General features: G+C 55.7%; 20 protein-coding genes and 1 pseudogene. 7 read left to right on the top strand and 14 right to left on the bottom strand.

Annotated elements, in window-relative coordinates:
* Window positions 1–448: 448 nt before the first annotated feature.
* Both FEZ21_RS22905 and FEZ21_RS22900 read left to right on the top strand, forming a co-directional pair.
* A pseudogene (locus FEZ21_RS22905) lies at window positions 449–1,219 on the top strand (PAS domain-containing protein); the annotation flags it as partial.
* Between the two features lie 9 nt (window positions 1,220–1,228).
* Window positions 1,229–1,768 (top strand): methyl-accepting chemotaxis protein, encoded by a 540-nt coding sequence (locus FEZ21_RS22900; RefSeq protein ID WP_238143970.1) that lies wholly within the window; start codon window positions 1,229–1,231, stop codon window positions 1,766–1,768.
* Window positions 1,769–1,819: 51 nt separating this feature from the next.
* Here FEZ21_RS22900 and FEZ21_RS20350 read toward each other — a convergent pair whose 3' ends face one another.
* Together FEZ21_RS20350 and FEZ21_RS20345 are read right to left on the bottom strand one after the other, a co-directional pair.
* The gene (locus FEZ21_RS20350; protein ID WP_003440773.1) at window positions 1,820–3,259 is read right to left on the bottom strand and encodes an MFS transporter; all 1,440 of its coding nucleotides are present in this window, start codon (window positions 3,257–3,259) and stop codon (window positions 1,820–1,822) included.
* Between the two features lie 152 nt (window positions 3,260–3,411).
* Window positions 3,412–4,443, bottom strand: a complete 1,032-nt coding sequence (locus FEZ21_RS20345) for a LacI family DNA-binding transcriptional regulator (protein ID WP_003440777.1) — start codon at window positions 4,441–4,443, stop codon at window positions 3,412–3,414.
* A gap of 228 nt (window positions 4,444–4,671) precedes the next feature.
* Here FEZ21_RS20345 and FEZ21_RS20340 point away from each other — a divergent pair, with 228 nt between their 5' ends.
* Complete coding sequence (locus tag FEZ21_RS20340) at window positions 4,672–5,205, top strand: gluconokinase (protein ID WP_003440780.1); 534 nt, start codon at window positions 4,672–4,674, stop codon at window positions 5,203–5,205.
* An 82-nt stretch (window positions 5,206–5,287) separates the two neighbouring features.
* Entirely contained in the window at window positions 5,288–6,640 is a 1,353-nt protein-coding gene (locus tag FEZ21_RS20335) for a GntP family permease (RefSeq protein WP_003440786.1), read from the top strand.
* Window positions 6,641–6,691: 51 nt separating this feature from the next.
* On the opposite strand, the gene alaC is transcribed toward FEZ21_RS20335, so the two are convergent.
* Window positions 6,692–7,900: an alanine transaminase gene (gene alaC / locus FEZ21_RS20330; RefSeq protein ID WP_160628308.1), complete on the bottom strand. Its 1,209-nt coding sequence runs from the start codon at window positions 7,898–7,900 to the stop codon at window positions 6,692–6,694.
* A gap of 189 nt (window positions 7,901–8,089) precedes the next feature.
* Here alaC and FEZ21_RS20325 point away from each other — a divergent pair, with 189 nt between their 5' ends.
* Complete coding sequence (locus tag FEZ21_RS20325; RefSeq protein ID WP_003440794.1) at window positions 8,090–8,581, top strand: GyrI-like domain-containing protein; 492 nt, start codon at window positions 8,090–8,092, stop codon at window positions 8,579–8,581.
* On the opposite strand, the gene FEZ21_RS20320 is transcribed toward FEZ21_RS20325, so the two are convergent.
* The 5 genes from FEZ21_RS20320 to FEZ21_RS20300 all read right to left on the bottom strand — a co-directional run bounded on the left by FEZ21_RS20320 (window position 8,578) and on the right by FEZ21_RS20300 (window position 13,015).
* Complete coding sequence (locus FEZ21_RS20320) at window positions 8,578–9,084, bottom strand: N-acetyltransferase (protein ID WP_003440796.1); 507 nt, start codon at window positions 9,082–9,084, stop codon at window positions 8,578–8,580. The two genes, FEZ21_RS20325 and FEZ21_RS20320, sit on opposite strands and share 4 nt — an antisense overlap.
* 114 nt (window positions 9,085–9,198) lie before the next feature.
* A complete protein-coding gene (gene mddA, locus FEZ21_RS20315; RefSeq protein ID WP_160628306.1) occupies window positions 9,199–9,987 on the bottom strand; it encodes a methanethiol S-methyltransferase in 789 nt (262 codons plus the stop codon).
* Between the two features lie 142 nt (window positions 9,988–10,129).
* On the bottom strand, window positions 10,130–11,317 hold the full coding sequence (locus FEZ21_RS20310) for a GAF domain-containing sensor histidine kinase (protein ID WP_003440802.1): 1,188 nt from the start codon (window positions 11,315–11,317) through the stop codon (window positions 10,130–10,132).
* Between the two features lie 154 nt (window positions 11,318–11,471).
* Window positions 11,472–11,777: a PepSY domain-containing protein gene (locus tag FEZ21_RS20305; RefSeq protein WP_003440805.1), complete on the bottom strand. Its 306-nt coding sequence runs from the start codon at window positions 11,775–11,777 to the stop codon at window positions 11,472–11,474.
* A gap of 104 nt (window positions 11,778–11,881) precedes the next feature.
* Window positions 11,882–13,015 carry a glycerophosphodiester phosphodiesterase gene (locus tag FEZ21_RS20300; RefSeq protein WP_160628303.1) on the bottom strand — a complete coding sequence of 378 codons (1,134 nt, stop codon included), beginning with the start codon at window positions 13,013–13,015 and terminating at the stop codon, window positions 11,882–11,884.
* A 136-nt stretch (window positions 13,016–13,151) separates the two neighbouring features.
* On the opposite strand from FEZ21_RS20300, the gene FEZ21_RS20295 reads away from it, so the two are divergent.
* A complete protein-coding gene (locus FEZ21_RS20295) occupies window positions 13,152–13,475 on the top strand; it encodes a DUF2025 family protein (RefSeq protein WP_160628302.1) in 324 nt (107 codons plus the stop codon).
* Here FEZ21_RS20295 and FEZ21_RS20290 read toward each other — a convergent pair.
* Both FEZ21_RS20290 and FEZ21_RS20285 read right to left on the bottom strand, forming a co-directional pair.
* Complete coding sequence (locus tag FEZ21_RS20290; protein WP_010655915.1) at window positions 13,472–14,005, bottom strand: DUF1003 domain-containing protein; 534 nt, start codon at window positions 14,003–14,005, stop codon at window positions 13,472–13,474. The genes FEZ21_RS20295 and FEZ21_RS20290 overlap by 4 nt on opposite strands.
* Before the next feature lie 27 nt (window positions 14,006–14,032).
* The gene (locus tag FEZ21_RS20285) at window positions 14,033–15,106 is read right to left on the bottom strand and encodes a diguanylate cyclase (RefSeq protein WP_160628300.1); all 1,074 of its coding nucleotides are present in this window, start codon (window positions 15,104–15,106) and stop codon (window positions 14,033–14,035) included.
* 272 nt (window positions 15,107–15,378) lie between these two features.
* Here FEZ21_RS20285 and FEZ21_RS20280 point away from each other — a divergent pair, with 272 nt between their 5' ends.
* Entirely contained in the window at window positions 15,379–16,428 is a 1,050-nt protein-coding gene (locus FEZ21_RS20280; RefSeq protein ID WP_160628299.1) for an MBL fold metallo-hydrolase, read from the top strand.
* Window positions 16,429–16,430: 2 nt separating this feature from the next.
* On the opposite strand, the gene FEZ21_RS20275 is transcribed toward FEZ21_RS20280, so the two are convergent.
* The 4 genes from FEZ21_RS20275 to FEZ21_RS20260 all read right to left on the bottom strand — a co-directional run bounded on the left by FEZ21_RS20275 (window position 16,431) and on the right by FEZ21_RS20260 (window position 19,369).
* A complete protein-coding gene (locus FEZ21_RS20275) occupies window positions 16,431–16,748 on the bottom strand; it encodes a helix-turn-helix transcriptional regulator (RefSeq protein ID WP_003440839.1) in 318 nt (105 codons plus the stop codon).
* Between the two features lie 249 nt (window positions 16,749–16,997).
* Window positions 16,998–18,248, bottom strand: coding sequence for a ribonucleotide-diphosphate reductase subunit beta (locus tag FEZ21_RS20270; RefSeq protein ID WP_003440841.1), 1,251 nt, complete (start codon window positions 18,246–18,248; stop codon window positions 16,998–17,000).
* A 496-nt stretch (window positions 18,249–18,744) separates the two neighbouring features.
* Window positions 18,745–18,963 (bottom strand): heme utilization protein, encoded by a 219-nt coding sequence (locus FEZ21_RS20265; RefSeq protein ID WP_160628298.1) that lies wholly within the window; start codon window positions 18,961–18,963, stop codon window positions 18,745–18,747.
* A gap of 142 nt (window positions 18,964–19,105) precedes the next feature.
* Window positions 19,106–19,369, bottom strand: a complete 264-nt coding sequence (locus FEZ21_RS20260) for a DUF2790 domain-containing protein (RefSeq protein WP_003440846.1) — start codon at window positions 19,367–19,369, stop codon at window positions 19,106–19,108.
* Between the last annotated feature and the right edge of the window lie 194 nt (window positions 19,370–19,563).

Below are 19,563 nucleotides of genomic sequence, written 5' to 3'. Positions count from 1 at the left end.
GGTTCTCGATAGGTGTTATACCTGTGCCACACCCCCTGAACAGTTGAGCGCTTAACATGGCTAAAGGTATGGATTCAAAGAAGGCCGCGAAAAAGAAACCGGCCAAAACAGCCGATGAAAAACGCGCGGACAAGAAAACCAAAAAATCCGAAGTCGGATTGTTTGGTCACTGAGTGATTTACAGGAGCCCGTATTCCGGGCTCCTTGGTTTTTTGATTGGCGCAACGTCGATTTGGATTATTCTGCGCAATTGAGCACTTCGTCGCACACTGATGGCGATTTGCTTGCACGCTGTATCTGGCTGGCTATGCTTCAATTCTTGGGGGTTGAACATATAAAACTTACATCCCCGAAGTGCGCACATCTCTATGTTAAAGGCAGCAGGCACGTTTTCTTGTGTCGTGAAGCGTTTGAATTATCAATAGAAAGCATCTTCAGGAATTGAGCCATGTTCAACTTTCATCACAAAGCCGACCTGCTTGAGAATCAGCGCCTCACCTGTTCTCTGGATGAGAGCAAGGCCAAGCTGATGGCCGTCAGCCGCTCAATGGCAATCATTGAGTTCACTGCCGATGGCGTCATTGTGGATGCCAACGAAAATTTCTGTCGCGTGACGGGTTACTCGGTCGATGAGATCTGCGGTAAACATCACCGTCTTTTTTGTGAACCGGACTATCTGCGCACTGAACAATACGCACAGTTCTGGAAGGACCTGGCCAGTGGGGTGCCCATGAGCGGCACTTTCTTGCGGCTTGATAAAGCCGGGCGCGAGATCTGGCTTGAGGCCAGCTACATGCCGATCACCGGCCCGAACAATGAGGTGACCCGGGTCCTCAAGGTGGCAACCGAGATTACCGAGCGGATCAACAAAGAGCGGGAAAATCAAAGCATTGTGAATGCATTGAGCCGCGCCATGGCGATGATCGAGTTCTCGCCCGATGGCCGTGTGATCAACGCCAATCAGAACTTTCTCGACACCATGCATTATTCACTGTCTGAAATTGTCGGGCAGCACCACAGCATGTTCTGTCGCAGCAGTGAGAGCGAGTCTGGCGCCTATAAAGCTTTCTGGGCTTCCCTGAATCGCGGCGAATACCATTCCAGACGCTTTGAACGGGTCGATAAATACGGCCATACAGTTTTCCTGGAAGCGTCCTACAACCCGATTTTTGATGCCAAGGGCCGACTGTATAAGGTCGTCAAATTCGCCAGCAACATCACCGCCCAAGTGACTAACCTGCAAACCGCCGCCGAGTCGGCCCACAGCACTTCGGTACAGAACGACGCCTGTGCGCAGAAGGGTTCTCAGGTGGTTCAGCAGACTGTACAAATCATCGAAGCCATCTCCAAAGATCTCAATGAAGCCGCGCAAAGCATCGATGCGGTGAACAAGCAGTCCGACATCATTGGCAAAATCGTGCAGACCATTCGTGGTATTGCGGATCAAACCAATTTACTGGCGCTCAATGCTGCGATTGAGGCGGCCAGGGCCGGTGAACATGGGCGGGGTTTTGCTGTGGTGGCGGATGAGGTCAGAAGCCTGGCGGCACGTACCAGCGCGGCAACTGTGGAAATTGTCGAGGTGGTGCGCAAGAACCATGATTTGTCGCTGAGCGCGGTGAGCAGCATGCAGTCGAGCCTGAGCCGGACCGGGCTCGGGGTTTCGCTGGCGAATGAGGCCGGGGAGGCGATTCTGGAAATCCAGCAGGGCTCCAAGCATGTGGTGGATGCCATCAGCCAGTTCAACTCGACGCTGCAACTGCATTAAAGGCCAACCCCCCCGACCGATTGTGTGAGCCGGCACCCCGGCTCACCGTTGTTACCGATGGGCAATGCTCTCCAGTGCCAGGTTACGGGTACGCGGACCAAACCCGCCGATGGTGATCATCACGATTAGCATGCTGCTGACGATAAACGCCAATACCCCCGGTGTGCCGAAGTGCTCCAGGAAAATACCCACCAGCAAACTGCTGAACACAGTGGACAGCCGGCTGAATGAATAGCAGAAGCCGACCGCACGAGCCCGGATGTTGGTCGGGAACAGTTCGCTTTGATAAGAGTGATAGCTGAAGCTCAGCCAGGCGTTGCAGAAGGTGATCATCACACCGCAGAACACCAGGCCCAGCGCGCTGGTCTGAAACGCGAACAAGGTACCGAAAATCATTGCTCCAAGCGCTGAGCCAACAATCTGCCACTTGTTTTCAAAGCGGTTGGCAAAGCGCATGAACAGCAGCGGCCCAAGGGGGTAGGCCAGGGTAATGATGAAGGCGTACATCAGGCTGTGGGTGACGCTGACCCCCTGTCCTGAAATCAGCGCGGGCAACCAGTTGCCGAAGCCAAAGAAGCCGATGGCCTGAAAGACGTGAAACACGATCAGCATGATGGCGCGTCGGCGATACGGCGGTTTCCAGATATCGGCAAAGCGGCCTTCACCTTCAAGGTTCACGGGTTCAGGTTCGGGCGTAGCCAATGGTTTTTTGTGGTCACTCAGGCAGCGGGCTTCCAGATCATCAAGGATCCTGTTGGCCTCTTCAAAGCGACCCTTTTGCGCCAGCCAGCGCGGGGATTCAGGCAGGCTTGAGCGTAACCACCAGATAAACAGGGCAAACACGGCGCTGGCCAGCACCACCCAGCGCCAGCCCGAGACGCCAAACGGCGCCTGTGGCACCAGCCACCAGGACATCAATGCAACGGCTGGCACTGACAAGAACTGAATAAAAAACGCAAAGGCGAAGGCCGAACTGCGCATGCGCTTGGGCACCAGTTCTGACAGGTAGGCGTCAATCGTGACCAGCTCGATACCCAGACCAATGCCCACCAGGAAACGCATGAAGATGATGCCTGCAGCCGAACTCTGAATGCCCATCAACACCGTGGCCAGGGTGTACCAGATCAGGGCGAAGGTGAAAATTGCGCGCCGTCCGAAGCGGTCGGCCAGAGGGCTGAGCATACTGGCGCCAAGGAACAGGCCAAGAAAAGTGGCCGAGGCAAATGCAGCCTGATCAGAAAAACCGAACACCCCTTGTGCGCCCGTCGCGAAAATACCGTCACGAATCAGGCCCGGGCTTATATAGGCAGTCTGGAACAGGTCGTAAAGCTCAAAAAAACCGCCTATTGAAAGCAGTGCCACTAATTTCCAGACACTGGCCACGGCCGGCAGGCGATCAATCCGTGCGCTGATCCAGGCCGCACGGGCAGGATCGATTCCGTCTGCTTGGGCGGCCGTTGCGCCAGGGTAGGTAGAGGAGACTTCAGGCATTGGCGAACTTCCTTTTTCTGTAAGTCAGAAAGGGTAGTTCGCTTGCCAAGGTTATTGCTTGTGAAGTTCAGGCCCCGGGCGGAGGAATTCAGCGCCTTGTTGCCATAAATGGTTACAAATTAGTGCTTTATGCTGCGCCAGCTTAATCGGGGCTAGGTGCTTTCGCGCACCATCAGGTCAAAGCCCATGTCCTGCACCGGGTTGGCAACCCTGTTTCCCGCCATCAACGTGAGCATCTGCTCGGCTGCATGACGGCCAATGGCTTCTCGCGGAGTACGAATGCTGCTGAGGCGCGGCACCATAAACTCGGAGGAGGGAAGGTCATTGAATCCCAGAATGGCAATTTGTCCGGGGATTTTGATGCCGATGCGTGCGGCTTCCAGCAGGGCGCCCTGCGCCAGGTCGTCATTGCCGAAAAATATTGCATCCACCTGCGGATGGTTGGCCAGCAACTGCAAGAACATCTCGCCGCCCAGGCCGACAGAAGAGGGGCGGGGCGTCAGGATTTCCAGGTCGGGGTTGTACAGCCCGGCCTGCTGCAAGGCCAGGCGATAGCCTTCGCCGCGCAGGAGGGTGCGCTGATCAAGCTGTGCACCTATATAGGCAAGTTGGCGGCGGCCCCGTGAAATCAGGTGCCGGGCAGCGGTCTCACCGGCCTTCAACTGTGAAAAACCTACGCAGTTGAGACCCTCGGCGGCGTCCAGTTCCATCATGTACACGCAGGGCACATTGCTGTTTTCGATCATCCGGCGCGAGCTTTCGGAACGATCAAAACCTGTCAATAACAGGCCCCGTGGCTGATAGGCCATGTAGTTGCGCAGCAGGTTTTCTTCTTCGTCCCGTGAGTAGTGAAAGTTGCCGATCAGCACTTCAAAGCCCTTGGGCCGCAGTACGGCATGGATAGCTTCGAGGGTGTCGATAAACAGCAGGTTGGACAATGACGGCACCAGCACCACCACCGAATGGCTCTGCGCCGAAGCCAGCGCCCGGGCAGCCGGATTGACCACATAGTTCAGCTCATCGGCCGCTTTGCGTACCTTTTCCGCCAGCTCGGTGGCAACACTGCTGATCCCGCGCAAGGCCCGCGAGGCGGTAATAGGGCTGACGCCGGCAAGGCGGGCGACTTCATTAAGGGTGGGACGACCCGTGGTTCGGGTGTTTTTATCGTTTTTAAAGGAGGTCATCGGGCGGCTTGCCAAACAAAAAACAAGTCACTAAGGTAGCGCTGTCCTAGGATCCCCGCAATTGCCTGATTGCGTGTAGGGCAGTTACCCCAGCTTTGTATGTAGAGAGCGCCACCGCGTCTCCCCATAAAAACGAGAAATAGACGTCGGTAGCCTGGTCTTTGTGCTTTGCTTTCAACTATTGAACGCAGCAACAAAGACAGCGCTGTCTACGGACTGAGGTGTTTCATGAGTCAACCTATCACTGCCCTGGTCATAATGGGTGTTGCCGGCTGCGGCAAGTCCAGCGTGAGCCAGGCGTTGTGCCAGCTCAACGGCGCGACCCCGATTGAAGGCGATGCGTTTCACCCTGCGGCCAACATTGCAAAAATGAGTGCAGGTATTCCCCTGACCGATGACGACCGTGCCGGCTGGCTAGACAGCCTGTGCGATGAACTGCGTCGTGCCGTAGCCAAAGGCCAGCATCCGGTCTTGACCTGTTCGGCCCTGAAATTGCGTTATCGCGAGCGTCTGCGCAGTGCGGTCGACGGTCTTGGATTTGTGTTCCTGGAGCTGACGCCAGAGGTTGCCGCTGATCGAGTGGCCCATCGTCCGGGGCACTTCATGCCCAAGACGCTGATCGACAGTCAGTTCGCTGCGCTTGAGTCACCTGTCCATGAGCCCCTGGTGCTGACATTGAATGCCGCGCAACTGGACATCGACCAACTGGCGCGCGCTACCCGTGACTGGTGGCGTGAGCAATCACTGTTGGCAACGTCATGATTTTGTTACAGATAGACAGCGCTACCCGCCTCAGCCATGGCTGCATTTGCGTAGTTGATAACAACAAGACAGGAGACGCCCCATGCTAGGCATGTCCCACAATACCTTTCTGCTGCTTGATGCAGTTGTGACCATTATCGGGCTGATCGTATTGATCACCCGGTTCAAGCTGCATCCGTTTATTGCCTTGATCATCGCCTCTGCGTTTCTGGGCCTGACGGCGGGCATGCCTGCCAACCTGATCATCAAGTCGTTCCAGGATGGTTTTGGCGGCGTGCTGGGCTTTGTCGGGATCATCCTGGCTCTGGGCACCATGCTTGGCAAAATGATGGCTGACTCCGGTGGTGCCGACCAGATCGCCCGTACCCTGATCCGTGCCTTCGGCAAGGAGCGGGTGCAGTGGGCGATGATGTTTGCCGCGTTTTTAGTCGGGATTCCATTGTTTTTCGAGATCGGTTTTGTATTGCTGATCCCGCTGGTATTTATTGTGGCGCGCCGCACCGGAGTATCGATCATAAAAATCGGCATTCCGCTGCTGGCCGGTTTGTCGGCAGTGCACGGCCTGGTGCCGCCGCACCCGGGGCCATTGCTGGCCATTGGCGTGTTCGGTGCTGATATCGGCAAAACCATTCTGTACGGCCTGATCGTCGCGTTGCCGACGGCAATCATTGCCGGTCCGATCTACGGCACTTTCATTGCCAAATACATTCCCGGCACACCATCCCAGGAATTGATGGACCAACTGGCGAGCGAACCTGAGTCCAGCAGCCTGCCGAGCTTCAGCATTACTCTGATCACCGTGCTGTTGCCGGTGTTCCTGATGTTGCTCAAGACGTTCGCGGACGTGGCGTTGCCCGATGGCAACTTCTTCCGTGTCTGGATGGACATGATCGGTCACCCGATCAGCGCCCTGTTGCTGGCTTTGTTGTTGGCGCTGTACACCTTTGGTGCACGCCAGGGCATCGACTCCAAGCGCATTCTCAAGTTGCTCGACGCGAGTCTGGCGCCCACCGCAGCGATCATTCTGATCATTGGTGCGGGCGGCGGTTTCAAGCAGATGCTGGTAGCCAGCGGTGTGGGTGATGTGATCGGTCACATGGCGGTCAACGCGCAGATCTCGCCGATCTTGCTGGCGTGGCTGGTGGCTGCGGTGATCCGCATTGCAACCGGTTCTGCCACTGTTGCAACTATTACCGGGGCGGGGATTGTGTTGCCGGTGGTGGATTTGATTCCCGGGGTTAACCGGGAACTGCTGGTACTGGCAACAGGTGCAGGTTCGCTGATTTTGTCCCACGTCAACGATGCGGGTTTCTGGCTGGTGAAGCAGTACTTCAACATGACCGTGGCTGAAACCTTCAAGACCTGGACTGCGATGGAAACCATTCTGTCGATCGTGGCCCTGATCTTTATCTTGCTGCTGTCGCTGGTGATTTAAAGCCTTCTGCTGCGCCAGGAGCGAGCCCGCTCCTGGCGCAGATAAGAAACCTCAGTTGGCGCTCAGGCCATCCGCCCGGAACATCGCGCGAATACCACGCAAGGCCTGACGGATGCGGTCCTGGTTTTCAATCAGGGCAAAGCGCACATGATCATCCCCGTACTCACCAAATCCTACGCCTGGTGAGACACAAACCTTGGCGTCCGCCAGCAGCTTCTTGGCAAACTCCAGTGAGCCCAAGTGTGCATAGGCCTCGGGAATCTTGGCCCAGACATACATCGAGGCTTTCGGGTTTTCGACCATCCATCCCAGTTCATGCAAGCCTTTGACCAGCACGTTACGGCGTTGCCGGTACTGCTCTGCAATATCCTTCACGCATTGCTGGTCGCCTTCGAGGGCAGCAATTGCCGCGACCTGCAGCGGGGTAAAAGTACCGTAGTCGTGGTAACTCTTGATCCGTGCCAGGGCGTTGACCAGCTCTGCATTGCCCACCATAAAACCGATACGCCAGCCTGCCATGTTGTAGCTTTTTGACAGGGTGAAGAACTCAACCGCAATGTCCTTGGCGCCCGGTACCTGCATGATCGACGGGGCTTTCCAGCCGTCGTAGACGATGTCTGCATAGGCCAGGTCGTGAACCACCAGCACATCGTATTGCTTGGCCAGGGCCACCACGCGCTCGAAGAAGTCCAGTTCGACACACTGGGCCGTGGGGTTGGATGGGAACCCAAGGATCATCATTTTGGGTTTTGGAATCGAGCCGCGAATGGCTTTTTCCAGTTCGGCAAAGAAGTCAACGCCGGGAATCAGGGGTACCGAGCGCACCTGGGCGCCGGCAATCACGGCACCGTAAATGTGAATCGGGTAGCTGGGGTTCGGCACCAGCACCGTGTCGCCCTGGTCCAGCGTAGCGAGCATCAGGTGCGCCAGGCCTTCCTTGGAACCGATGGTAACAATGGCTTCGTGTTCGGGGTCGATCTCAACGTTATAGCGGTCGGCATACCAGCGAGAAATGGCCCGGCGCAGGCGTGGGATTCCGCGGGAAGTTGAGTAGCCGTGGGTGTCTTCACGCTGTGCGACGGTGCAAAGTTTTTCGACAATATGCGGTGGCGTCGGGCCGTCGGGGTTGCCCATGCTGAAGTCGATAATGTCTTCGCCACGGCGCCGTGCCGCCATTTTCAGCTCGGCAGTGATGTTGAATACATAAGGGGGGAGTCGATCTATGCGCGCAAAGCGGCGCGGCGAACCTTGGTCTGCCATGTGTGCCTCTGGTACGTAAGCGCCCGGAACCGTCCGAGCGACGCTGACCACTGCGGTGGTCTGGGCGAGACAATAAAGGCGCTGATGGCCTTTTGTCCAGATACAAGTTTTTGACCTGTCATCACCCCCGGGTTTTTTGTTCCTATACTGACCCGATCCGTTTCCTACTCACTCAATGAGCACGATCTTATGGAACAGGCAGAGAAGTTCGATTTACCAGCCCCGCGATTTACCAAAGGTCACTTTCAGTTGATTGCCGGTTTGGGCGGACGTTTTACCCAGGAGAGTGCTGAGCAGATTCCACTGCTGTGGGAACAGTTTCTGCCGGAAAGCGATAACATCCCCTGCAAAGTTGGCGAGGAAACCTATGGCGTTTGCTGTAACCCGGATGGCCAGGGCGGCTTCGAGTACATCGCCGGGGTTGCCATCAGCAAGCTGGATGACTTGCCTGAGCGCTATCGCTGGATTGAGCTGCAAGAACAGGAGTACGCCGTATTCGAGCATCGTGGCTCGCTGGCCGGTTTGAGTCAGACCTTTCAGTCGATCTGGAAAGACTGGCTGCCCCAATCATCCTATGAAGCCGCGGATGCTCCAGAGTTCGAGCGCTACAGTGCCGACTTCAATCCGCATACCGGTGCCGGTCTGTTGGAGATCTGGTTGCCGGTCAAGCCGCGGTCCTAGCTCGCCTGTGCATGTGTGCCGTGGGCCTCGGCAAGATCGAGCACCAGGCGTCGCTCACCCAGATATGCCTCGCCACATTCAACCCAGCCCTGGCTCAGGTAAAAGGCCAGTGCGCTGGTATTGAAAGGGCTGACAGACAGCATCAACTGCCGGATCTCGGGCCATAGCAGACTGACTGCCAGGGGCAGTTGCCGCAGGCAGGCTTTGCCCAGGCCCTGGCCTTGTACTCGCTTGTCGACCTGCAATGCATGCAGGGTGGCGCAATCAGCTTCAGCCCAATGGGCCAAAAGCGGCTTGCGCCTGAGCAGCAAGAAGGCCACTGGCCGCTCATCACCCAAGAGTACGAAACCTTTGATCCCCGGATGGGGTTCGGCCGGCAGTGAATACAAGGCTGACTCGATGTTGCCCGAGTAGGCGATTTGTTCAGCATGAACTTCAAGCGTCTGTAACTGCTCGAGTTGGCGCGGTGTCAGGTCTTCATAGGCACAGAGTCGGGTGTTCATGCTGGGGTTCTGTCGAAGTGCAATGGGGGCCACCGAACCGTTGGTTCAGTGGCCGTTTGAAGATCACGTCAGTTTCTACCCATCTGCAGTTCAAATACAGAAAATATCCGCATATCAGTCCTGAGGGTCAGGCTTGCGATGTGGAAAGGGCAGCAACATGCCGACGGTTTTTTGATAGTGGCGGTATTTCTCACCAAATATTTCGACCAGGTCTTTTTCTTCCAGGTACGAGCCAATCATGATGTAAACCGTACTGGTCAGCGCAAACACCAGATGCCCGACAGTCATGGCGGGCGTGGCCCAGAATGCGATCAAAAAGCCCAGGTACAGCGGGTGGCGTACGATTTTGTAGAGCAGTGGGGTCTTGAAGGTACTGTCCACTGCTCTGGGTTTTCGCAAGGTATCGAGGGCCTGCTTGATCCCGAATAGCTCAAAATGGCTGATCAACGCGGAAGCCAGGAATACCAGGCCCCATCCGAGCCAGAACAGGCCACTGAGCAGCCCGGTGGCCAAGGGTGAATCGACCTTCCAGACCAGGGTGTCGATCGGCTGCCACCACCAGCACATCAATGCCAGAACCGCAGTGGAAGCCAGTACATAGGTAGCGCGTTCAATCGGGGCAGGCACGAAATTTTGCCACCAGAGTTTGAAGCTTTTACGGGCCATGACGCTATGTTGTACGGCAAACAGACTGATCAACAGCACATCGACGAGAAGTGCCTGCGGCCACGGAATTCCCGGACCTGAATCAATACTTATGGGAACGGCTACATTGCCCAGAAAGCCTATGAAGTAGAGAAAGCCCAGCAGGAAACACAGGTAACAGAGCAGGCTGTAGAGCAGGTAGGCAATTTTTGCTGTGGGCCTGAGGGGGCGAGGTTTGTGTTCGGATCTGGTCAACATGAACGAGTCCTTTCGAAGATGGAAAAACAGAGCTACACGTCCTCCAACTTAGTTCATATCGGCCAGCTGGCCCGCGCCAGTGGTCGGCGCCAAAAATCACTCCCCGTGCAATGTGGCTCCTGGTTGCGGCGAAAACTGCCCGTCACGAGCCAGGTTGCGCCTCGAATTCAAAGGTAAAGACCGTACCCTGCTGTTCATTGGAAATCACCTCGACATGGCCACCATGGGACAGGGCGATCTGGCTGGCAATGTACAGGCCCAGCCCCAGCCCGGCCTGTGGTGTGTCGTTAGCGGGACGGTAGTAGGGTTGAAACAGGTACGGCATGACCTCTGCCGGAATGGGCGGCCCCTGATTGGTGACGCTAAGGCTAAAGACCCGGTCAAGGATCCGGGCTTCGACGTGAACCGGATCGGTGGCAGAACCATGGGTGATGGCGTTGGCCAGCAGATTGGAAAGCAGTTGTGCCAAACGGCCGCTGTCACAGCGAATGCTGTCCAGTGGCTCTATTTGTAACTGAATCAGGCGGTGGGGATGAACGCTTTGTACTTCCGAGATGACATGCCGCAACACTTGATCGAGGTCGGAGCATTCGCGCAGCGTCAAGGGAATTCCGCCACCGAGTCGGCCACGGGCAAAGTCCAGTACATCTTCTACCAGCTGCGAAGCGCGATAGCCGCAGGTCAGAATGTGTTGCACCAGATGCTCGGTCTTCGGATCGGGGTGTTTGTGCAATAGACGTTCGGCTGCTGTGGTAATGGAGAATAACGGGTTGCGTAAATCGTGGCCTATGACGGCAATGAACTGCTCGCGCAATTCAGCATTTTCACGCTCCTTGATCAGTGCCATCTCTGTGCGCTGCAAGTTTTCTTCGGCTTCAATTTGCAGCGAAAGCAGGCGCGAAAATGACTCCATCGTCGATTGTATGGCGCTGTTTTTGAGCCTTGCGGGTTCCGGGTCCAGGGCGCAGAGGGTGCCGAAGAACGTGCCGTCAGTGCGAAATACCGGAATCGTAATGTAACTCTCGAAGCGATACATTTTGGGTGTGGCATGGTGTTGGTACATCGGATCTGCGCTGGCCTGATCGATGATGATCGGCAGGTGTGAGGTCATGCTTTCAAAGCACAAGGTACTGATCAGATCCAGTTCCCCGCCGGCCTGCAAGCCAAAACCCAGGTTGTCGAGCACCGCGCACGCGGTCCAGGTTTGTTGGGTGACACGCGCAACGGCGGCAAAGCGCATTCCGGTCATTTCAGTGATGACCTGAAGAATCGCCGGTACGGCACTGATCCGGTTAATCGTCGCGATATCGGCGGCCGTACTGTGCCCCATGGGAAATGTTCTCGCAGAAAAAACCTGATTCTAGCTAGAACAACTGGAGCTCGTGCAAATTCATACTGGGTGAGTGTGAAAGTCCGAGGAGAGCAGGGGTAATAAAAAAGCCGCGCCCCTCATGACGAGGGGCGCGGCTTTTTATTTATGCGACTCAAGTATCTTGTTTGTCTTGCAGCACTTCGGCGGTTTTTGCATCGAGGTCTACATCCCACTTGATGCCTTTGGCGTCACGCAGTTCAACCTCATAAACCAGTTTGCCGTAGGAGTGATCCAGCTCGGTGTCGACAATGGTCGAACCGGGGTGTTTATCCAGTGCCGCTTGATTGAGTTTTTCAAATGAAGCGATCTCACCCGATTTGAGCAGGCCCGGAATATGGTCGGGGCGTACATCGGCCTGGGCCAGGCCGGCAGTCAGGGTCAGGGCGGCAGCGGCGAACATCAGGTTAAGTGGTTTCATGTTTAATCCCTCCAGGGTGAACTCTTTAAGTGGGATCAGATTAACCATGACAACTTAATTAATCCTTAATTTTCGCCCTGTGTCTGAATCACTTACTCAAGTTCTTAGTAGCCGTTCTGTTCCAGTAGTTGGTTCACGCTCTTTGTCGCGGGGCGCTGGTAGTACTTGAGCAGTTCGCTGGCGCGGTTAGTGAAGATGCCGTCTACGCCGACATCCATGGCCTTCTTGAAGTCCACTGGCTCGTCAAGGGTGTAGACATGGACCAGCATGCCTTTGTCGTGGGTCGCCTGGTTCATCCACGGCTGAATCAGGTCGAAATAGCTCTGGGCACCTCCCGCGGTCAAGGCCGCAGACGGGCCTGTGCCGATGGCACCGTTGGCCTTGGCAAAGTCGAGCCACTGCATGAACTCGGCTTTGTCCCTGGGTTGAAGTCTGGCGTAATAGGCTGCTTTGTCCTTCGCGCCCGAGTCGGCAAAGCTGACGCTGGAGTTTGCTGCCATGCCGCCTTCGCCGACCCACAGGAGCAAGATTTTTGGTGTGTCGGGCATTTCTTTTTGCAGTAATTCAAGGCTGCTTTTTTCGAAGGTTTGCAGCATCACCCGGCCTTTGCCTTCACCGGTTTGAAGCGCACCCTTGTCAGCAGTTGAAACGACCGGTTTTAGCCAGCCGCGTTCGCCCAGCTTGTTTTTCAGGTCGCGCTCAATACCCGGAAACTGCTTGGGCTCTTTTGTTTCGATGTACAGGCCTGGCTTGTGCTGCGGGTTGCCCTGGGCAATATCGATAATTTCGTCCAGCGTCAGGATTGGCAGTCCGACATAGGCGGGGCGGGCGCGGTCGGGATAGGCCTGGTTGAACCAGCTACCGGCATCCAGTGTTTTCAGCTCTGCCAGGGTGAAGGCGCTGGCCGGGCTGTCTTTGCGCTCGGGGAATTTTTGCGCAACATCCGTGGTGCGTAACAAGCTGTTGTCATGTAGCGCAAACAGCACTCCGTCTTTACTGCGTTGCAGATCCATCTCCAGGTAGTCGGCACCCAGGTCACGGGCAAGCTTGTAGGACGCAGCGGTAGACTCCGGTGCGTCGAAAGATGCCCCTCGATGGGCGATGACTGCCGGATGCGGGATGCCATGAGCGCTGGCCAGGGCTGCTTCGGATGCGTCTGGGGCGCTGGCGGCGTGTGCGCAACCCATTCCTAGCAGCAAGCTCAGCAGTAGAGTGCTTTTGGCAAAAGTAACAGGCATTGTTGAGGTCCTTGGTATTAGAAAATTTGTGCAGTACTCTTGATGTCATCAGCGTCCCCGGCAGAGGGATGAGTGTTAAATCTTGCGTGTAAATCATCGACCCTAGAGCCTTCCTGGCTCTTCAGTGAGGTTTACCATGCGCATCACTTCGCAGCTAATCTGCCAGGCCGCCGATCTACTTTACGGTTTTGTCGGTTTCAATCGTAAGACTCAACAGTACATTGTTCGTTTCAGTGAAGATTCTTTCGGTATGGATGTCGCCGACGACAACATCACGCCTGCTTGCGAGTTCGTCTGGCAGCCCGCGGCGCAGGACACCATGACACTCAAGCGCGAGCTGATCCAGTTGTTACTGGAGCAGAATATCGACGACCGCCTGAACATCACCCAGCCTTTGCGTGTGTACATGCAACGTCAGGACTTGCCTGAAATTACCGCGGTACGCCGCTGTGTCAGTTAAGGCGCCTTGCGCACCAGATGCTGGTGCATTTCCGAGGTCAGGCTTTCAATTCGCTCGGTCAGTTGCTTGGTCATTTCGGTCAGCCGGGTGTTTTGCTCCAGCAACGTCATGATTTTCTCATTGGTTTGCGCTGCAGCGGCTTGTCGCTCGGTATTGGCCACGGCCAGTGCTTCACGGTGCTGGGCGTCAGCATCTGCCTGGGCCTTGTCCCGTGCCGCCTGGCGGGTTTGCGCCAACAAAATCAAGGGGGCGGCGTAAGCCGATTGCAGGCTGAAAGCCAGATTGAGCAGGATGAACGGGTAGATATCAAAATGCGTCACGCCAAACAGGTTCAAACACACCCATATCACCACGATCAATGTCTGGGCGCCAAGAAAGGTGGGCGTGCCAAAAAAGCGGGCAAAGGCTTCGGCTCTCAAGGCGAACTTGTCACTGCCGAAAGTAGGTTCCAGGTGGGCGTGGGCTCGATGAAAACGTAGGTGGTCAACTTTTTCAGGGGCGTGCGCAGTGTCGTTTTTATCTGTATTCACAGGGCTCTCGCTCTTGTTTTGCGTGCTTTATGGCTTGCTCAAGACTATATCCATCAGCGTGTCTGCGGCTCCGAGGCTGATCTTGTTACGACCGGTATTCTTGGCGATGTATAACGCTTTGTCGGCTTCATTCAGCCACATCGACGCATCCTGATATTCGGCCCGGAAAGCTGCCAAGCCGATGCTCAAGCTTGCGCGCAACTCAGGTTCATCGCAGTGCCGGTAATTACTGAACAACTGGCTCAATCGCTCCATGATTTCCTGCGCTTGGGCCAGTGAGCGATCAGGCAAAATGACGCAGAATTCATCACCGCCATAACGCCCGGCCAGGTCTTCTACGCGCAGGTTATCTTTGAGTTCGTTGCTCAACTCGCGCAGCACGCCGTCGCCTACGATATGTCCGTGGGTGTCATTGATGCGCTTGAAGTGGTCAATATCAATCAACACCAGGGTGGCAGTGGAATGTGTCTGCTTGCAGTGTTGGAAGCTGATTTTCAGCAAGTCTTTCCATGAGCCGTGGTTGAGCAGGCCGGTCAGGCTATCGGTACGGCTCAGGGCGCGCAGCGTACGTTTGTGCTCGGCCAGTTTGGTCGCCAGTTGATAACTGATCATGCCCACGGCGAACGGATAGAGCGTCAACATGGGCAAGCAGGCATAGATTTGTATTGCCGTGGTGTCCGGGTTGAAGGCCGCGCCAAATAACAGCCATGACAGCAGGACTCCGGCCAATTGTGCCAGCAGCCCGCGGATCAGCATTTTTGGGCCGCCGACGGCTACGTTGTTCATGATCATCATCGACAGGATGGTCACTGTCGGCAGCGGATTGAACTGCATGCTGGCGGCCCAGAAGCCTCCGAACAAAGAGTCAATCAGCATGTTGTGGCGTTCGGCCCGATACGGGTAAATAGAACGGCAAGACAATTGAAAGGCCAGGTGTGGCCAGATAAAGCCGTTGATCAGCAACAGCCCCCATACCCAGGTCGGCAAGTTGAGGGGGTAGATGGCAGCCATCACGCTGAAGCAGCCAATCGCCAGGCCAATGCTTCGCGGCAAATAAATTCGCCGGGCGAACGACAAACCTTTGCCTTTTTGATTGTCCATAGTTATCCGGCAGATGTCTGGATAGTGGAGTGCGTCTTTGCCATGGGACAGCACTGCTGATCTTTGATATTCAGCGAGTAGCGCGTTGTGGATTTTTACGCTGGCAACATCCGGATAACAACTCAGCGTGTGGGGCCGTTCTCATCAATACTGGTTCCGTTGGTATCGGCAGGCCGGTCGGTGTGACTCTGTCCGAATGCGCTGAGTTACGTTTGACCCTCTACGGCTCGAAAAGCAAGCCTGATAATCATTCATTACTGAGGTTTGAAAGAATGACACGCGACTCAGCCAGTTCAGAGGCGCTTAAACCCGCAGAGCGTCATCAAGGAGCATTTCGCAACCAGCAGGCACGGCCGCCTTCCAGTCTGGGCAAGACGCTGGGGATTTTCTGGAAGATGTTCTTCCATAAACCTGCGAATACACGCCCGGCAGGGGCGGTTCCGGTCAACTCATTGAGTCGCCGGCAATTGGAGGAGGCGCCGGATTTTAGTGTCTACCGGTTGGGGCATTCGACCCTCTTGCTCAAACTCAAAGGCAAATACTGGCTGACCGACCCGGTGTATGCCGAGCGCGCCTCGCCGTTCCAGTGGGCGGGCCCCAAGCGTTTTCATGCGCCACCCATCAGCCTGGATGAGCTTCCGCCCCTGGAAGCAGTGATCCTGTCACACAATCACTACGATCATCTTGATCAAAAGACGGTGTTGCAGCTGGCCGCCAAAACCAGGCATTTTCTGGCCCCGCTGGGTGTGGGGGACTTGCTGGTCAAGTGGGGAGTCCCCGCCAGTAAAGTTCAGCAACTGGATTGGTGGCAGCAAACACAGCTGGCAGGCATTCGTTTTATAGCTACTCCGTGCCAGCATTTTTCTGGTCGCGGGTTGTTTGATCACAACCAGACGCTCTGGGTGTCGTGGGTCATGATCATTGACGAAGTACGGATTTTCTTCAGTGGTGACTCCGGGTATTTCGACGGTTTCAAACTGATCGGTGAACAGTTTGGGCCGTTTGATCTGACCCTGATGGAAACGGGGGCCTATAACGTCGACTGGCCTGACGTGCACATGCAGCCCGAGCAGACCTTGCAGGCCCATATCGACCTGAAAGGTCGCTGGTTATTGCCTGTCCACAACGGCACCTTCGATCTGGCCTTTCATGCCTGGCATGAGCCTTTTGACCGTATCGTGGCGCTGGCGGAGCAACGCAATATTCTGATCACAACGCCATCAATGGGGGAGGTGTTCAACCTGTTGCAGCCTCACCCCGGGCGTGCATGGTGGCTGGAAGTACAAACCATGCAGGACACCCCGGGCAAGAATGGCAAATAAGCTTATTCAAGCAGTGCGAAGTCTTCACGACCTGTCGGATCGGGGGTTGTGCCGCGGATGTTGCCGCCGCGACCTGGCGCGAACCCCGGGAAGAACACCAGGCCTTCTGCTTCCAGGCTATAAGCCAGAGCCAGTCGAGTGACATCGCGAATGGGCTCGCCGGCTTCAAAACGCTGGATGGCGGGGACTGAAACCCTGGATTTCTGACTCAGTTGCTCGAAACTCCAGTCGAGCATTTGCCGCGCCTGGGTGCAGTGCAGCGGGGTGAATTGATTGATGATGATGCGTTCCAACGTACTGTGCATGGCTGGATTGGGCATGGCGATTCTCCGGGGCTGAGTCAGTGCTTGAAAATATACTGTGTTTTTATACAGTTGTTTTTAAAGGCAATCAAACCCGTTTTTCTGATCAGTTCCGGGGTGGAGCTCTCACCCGAAAAGCCCCCGTTTCAGGCGTTTTGCATTACAGGTAACAGTCGAAAATTTCGATACGTGCACGACAAATATTGCGCCCAATAAAAAGGGCCGCCTCGCGGCAGCCCTTTTAAACAGCGTATGACCAAATCGGAATCAATCCCAGCTCAGTGCGCCGCCAGTCTGGTACTCGATAACCCGTGTCTCGAAGAAGTTTTTCTCTTTCTTCAAGTCCATGATTTCGCTCATCCATGGGAACGGGTTAGTGGTGCCCGGGTATTCTTCTTTCAGGCCGATTTGCGACAGGCGGCGGTTGGCGATGAACTTGAGGTAGTCCTCCATCATGGCCGCGTTCATGCCCAATACACCGCGTGGCATGGTGTCACGTGCGTATTCGATTTCCAGCTGAGTACCCTGCAGGATCATCTGCGAGGCCTCTTCCTTCATTTCAGCGTCCCACAGGTGCGGGTTTTCGATTTTGATCTGGTTGATCACATCGATGCCGAAGTTAAGGTGCATGGATTCGTCGCGCAGGATGTACTGGAACTGCTCGGCGACGCCGGTCATCTTGTTGCGACGACCCATCGACAGGATCTGGGTGAAGCCGCAGTAGAAGAAGATGCCTTCCAGAACGCAGTAGTAAGCGATCAGGTTGCGCAGCAGTTCCTTGTCGGTTTCAACGGTGCCGGTTTCGAACTTCGGATCGGAGATCGAACGGGTGTACTTCAGGCCCCAGGTAGCTTTTTTAGCGACCGACGGGATCTCGTGGTACATGTTGAAGATCTCGCCTTCATCCATGGCCAGGGATTCAATGCAGTACTGGTAGGCGTGGGTGTGGATCGCCTCTTCGAACGCCTGGCGCAGGATGTACTGGCGGCATTCCGGGTTGGTGATCAGGCGGTATACGGCCAGTACCAGGTTGTTGGCAACCAGGGAGTCGGCGGTGGAGAAGAAGCCCAGGTTGCGCATCACGATGCGGCGTTCGTCGTCGGTCAGGCCTTCCGGGTTTTTCCAGAGGGCGATGTCGGCGGTCATGTTGACTTCTTGCGGCATCCAGTGATTTGCGCAACCGTCCAGATACTTCTGCCATGCCCAGTCGTACTTGAAGGGTACGAGCTGGTTAAGGTCGGCGCGGCAGTTGATCATCATCTTTTCATCGACGGCAACGCGGGCGCTGGCGCCTTCGAGCTCGGCCAGGCCTTCCGCGATGTCGAGATTGTCCAGGGCTGCCTTGGCGCGCTGGATTGCAGCGGAGTCAGAAGCAGTGACTGCACGGGCTTCCTGAGCCGCAACGCCGCCAGCAGCGTCAAGGCGGTCCATGTTGGCTTCGGTTGCGTGGCCGGCATTGGCGCCTTTGACAGCGACTTCACCTTCCTCTTCTTTGTCGAATTCGTCCCAGCTCAGCATGACGTGTCGTCTCCTGCGTGAGGGCCTGTGCCCGTGTGGTAACACTGATTGTTTGGTTGTCACACGGCCATAGGCCACTTGGATCTAAGAAATGTTGCTGCAGTAGCGATGTACGCACGCAAAAACATGAATATATTCGGGGGCTGTCCCGGCTGTCGCTGAGGGGATGCTGTCTGTTCAGCATCTCACCCTGGCCCAGAAGGCCGGAGCTACGTGGTTTACAGCCCGCTCAAGGGGTATGGAACACCCTTTGGATGGCGGCAGTATACGGCTTTTGTACAGGGTATTTCAGCCAGTTTTTTTTCGTACGATGCGACGAAATGCCCTAAATCCGGCCTGGACTTGAGCATGGCCGTTGCTGGGCGAGGGTTTGCTTGCGAGGAAGTATTTCTGGTGTGTACCGGGGACCACGAATGTGGTGTGGCTTTGATGGGGCGAGGGGCGGTGGCGGGGCAGACTACGCCCGGTCGAAACCGGGCATCAAGTCGATACGCTGTCAGCTCAGGCGATGGCCGTTGGTGCGATCGTAGCCGTCTTCGGCAAAAGTGGCTGAGCGGGTGTTGTCGTAACCGTCTTCAGCGAAGCTGGCCGAGCGGGTGTTGTCATAGCCGTCTTCAGTAAAGGTCGCTGAATGGGTGTGGTCATAACCGTCAGCGGCAAAGGCGCTACCTGCAAGTACAGACATGCTTAAAGCCAATATTAATGCGCGTTTCATGGGTTTAACTCCTGGCGATTGAGGCGCAGGCAGGCAACTTTTCAATGCGCAATAAATAGCGCTGTAAGTTGCAATAAAGTGCCGCGTTGGATCGCGTTAACAAGGGATGTAATTAAGTAGCGGGGGATTTGTAAGTTGCGGATCAGCCGTTGGAACAGCCGTTGCCCATTACCCGGTATTCAAGGATGTGCTGGGTGCCTTGCGAGTCTTCATAGACCATCTGGGCCGGCACCACTTCGCAAACACTGGGGATTTCGCTCATGGAGATGACCTTGGCGATATCCAGCTCGGAAGAGTAGGAGTACTGTTCTACGGCGGGTTGCGGGTGTCCGGCGGGCATAGTTGCTTCATCCGCCAGGGCGGTTAAACACACACTGCTGAGGGCCAGAACTAACAACGCTTTCATTTCGTAATTACCTGTTTTTGGTCGAGTGGGATCACACAGCCCTTGTGGGGCTGCGTGTAAAACTTGATGAGTTAAGAGCGATTAAACATGCCTTCGTGGGGGCTGTAACTTGTATCAATCGCAGTGCCTTGGTTGGCGAGGTCAATTTTAGGCCCGGGCGCTACAGGCATAAAGAGGGGGTTTTGATAAAGACT

This window comes from Pseudomonas sp. 9.1(2019), assembly GCF_009910445.1.
GTDB classification, from domain to species: Bacteria; Pseudomonadota; Gammaproteobacteria; order Pseudomonadales; family Pseudomonadaceae; genus Aquipseudomonas; species Aquipseudomonas paraversuta.
This window is presented reverse-complemented; position numbering and strand designations above follow the sequence as displayed.